Annotated in this window: 3 protein-coding genes; 1 reads left to right on the forward strand and 2 read right to left on the reverse strand. The window is 66.4% G+C overall.

Translation table 11 applies throughout. The features are described from left to right. The coding region (locus ACZ5CR_RS43910; protein ID WP_468868899.1) for a helix-turn-helix domain-containing protein at window positions 1–316 on the reverse strand (316 nt) is incomplete at its 3' end. Window positions 317–329: 13 nt separating this feature from the next. Then, entirely contained in the window at window positions 330–1,406 is a 1,077-nt protein-coding gene (locus ACZ5CR_RS43915) for a tyrosine-type recombinase/integrase (RefSeq protein WP_468868901.1), read from the reverse strand. A 274-nt stretch (window positions 1,407–1,680) separates the two neighbouring features. Here ACZ5CR_RS43915 and ACZ5CR_RS43920 point away from each other — a divergent pair. Further along, window positions 1,681–2,162 (forward strand): 2'-5' RNA ligase family protein (locus ACZ5CR_RS43920; RefSeq protein WP_468868904.1); only part of this gene is annotated, 482 nt, incomplete at its 3' end.

The following is a 2,162-nucleotide window of genomic DNA, read 5'->3' on the forward strand; positions in this document are numbered from 1 at the left end:
CCGGGGGCACCGAGCGGTTGCGGCCGAGCCGGGGCACAACCCGCCCAACTGCCGCCTCTGTTGCCGTCTCCGGCTGGGCGGGGCGCAGCGCGGCCACCTTCTCCGGCTCGCGGATCAGCAGGTCGGTGGGTTCGCACTCCAGGACCGCGCAGATGACATCGAGGTCGTCGAGCCGGATCGTGGTCGGGGTGCCGGTCCAGAGCCCGGACATCTTCCCGGCGCTGATCTCCAGTCCGGCATCAGCCAGCCGGCGCCGCATCTCGGCGGACTTCCAGATGCCGCGCTCCGCGGCCTTCATCCGCAGATTCCACCGCACGACGTCACTCCCTTCAGGTCAGCAGCCGGGCCGCGACGCGGTCGTTCGCCTCGGCCCAGGCGTGCTCGATGTGGTTGCTGTGAACGTGGATGTACCGGGTCGTGGTGGAGAGCCATTCGTGACCAAGGACCTCCTGGATGGCCTTCAAGTCCATGCCGCGGAGATAGAACGAGGACGCGCAGTAGTGCCGCAGCACGTGCGGCGTCAGCCGCCCCGCCCAGTCCGGCAACCAGATGCCCACGGCCCTGACCAGGCCGGACCGCAGCGCGTCGTCTCCGACTCGTCCGCACGCCCCGGTCTGCAGATCACGGCGTTCGCTGGGCAGCAGTGGCGCATCCGGGCTCTGCCAGTCGTCTCCGAACTGGTGACGGACATCGGTCAGCCACCAATTCATCAGCGAGTCCACCGAGTTGATGGCCGAGACCATGCGCGGCTTCGGGCCTCGTCGGCGACTCCCCTTACCGAAGCGGACATGGAGCTTGCCGTACTCACCGAGCTCGGGTCGCCAATCACGCAGGTCCAGCATCCGGGACTCGTTGATCCGCAAGCCGACCCGTCGCCACAGCGAGGAGGCCATGTAGTCCCGCGCGGCCGTCAGGTACTTCCGAACATTCGGGAGGGACTGCGCCCACCCGGTGAAGAGCTGGTCGACCTCCGCGTCCGTGGGAGGCACCCGGCTCGATGCGAAGTCCGGCCGCGCGGGGCGGTTGTAGTCGTCGATCGGCTGCTGCACGGGACAGTCGGTCAGCGCCAGAATGTCGCCCTGGTACCGGGTGATCAGGAAGTCGAAGAACTGGGCAATCCGGATCGCCTTGCCGTACACCGTCCCCTTGGCCAGCCCCAACTCCCGGCGCTGCCAAGCCAGAAAACGGTCCGCATCCTCTGGAGCCGTGGTCCATACCGGGCGTCCGAGGAAGCGAGAGAGCTCGAACACCGTCGCCCGGTCCGAGCCCAGAGTCTTGTCCTCCACCCCCGCACCCAGACATGCGAGCAGGTACTGATCGACGACCTCCTGCTCAAAGTCCTCGAACTCCTGGGGCGTCTCCAACCGACGCGGAGTGTCCAACGACCGCACCACTGCCAGGCTCATCGCACCCCCAGATCAGGAGACCTGAACGTGCTTCAACAATCCCAGCGCAGCGTCAGCAATCTCGACGGAACGTCAGGGTTCAAACCTCATCGAGTGAACCCCCGCTGGCCTGGCCTGCGGCCGGGCCTGCCGATGTGCTACGTCCACGAACTCAAGGGAATGCAGACAACGGACATGAGTGGCCTGTGGGACTACCGGTAATCGACCAATTGGCCTCGCACATCGAAGACCGGGCAGAGCCCCAGGTGTGCGTGTTCCGAGGAAGGGACGAATCGTGAAGGACTTCTTCTCCACCGTCATCCACCGCTGGCCTGAAGGCCGCAAGGACTATCACTGGCACATCCTGTGCGATCCCGAATGGGTGCGCCGGGAGCTGTTCGAGCCGTACCGCGAGCTCACCCACCGGACGAACGTGGCGCCGGTGCGTCCGGAGTGGTTCCACATCACCGTGCTCCATGGACCTCCGGTCGATGAGGTCCCCGAGAAGGAGGTCGAGGACATCAACGCCCTTGTGCGTGAGGGTTGCGCGAAGATCGCCCCGTTTCAACTGGCCCTAGAACGGCCTGCGGTGGGCAGCGTAGCCGTGGAGTGCGTCGGGCGGCCCGGGGCAACCTCCCGTCCGCTGTGGGAGCTGACCTCCGAGGTGACCTCTAAGGTCACCGGCGGCCGGTTCCCGACTCTGCCGGGGGCCCACTATCCACATGGAAGCATCGCGTACGGCGTGGGAGATGTTGCGCGACTCCCGATGAAGGTGTG

The sequence above is a fragment of the Streptomyces sp. NPDC031274 genome, assembly GCF_055570235.1.

What these genes read in the sequence shown, in the direction of transcription:
- ACZ5CR_RS43915 (WP_468868901.1), bottom strand. Translation starts at nt 1,406, where the DNA reads ATGAGCCTGGCAGTGGTGCGGTCGTTGGACACTCCGCGTCGGTTGGAG.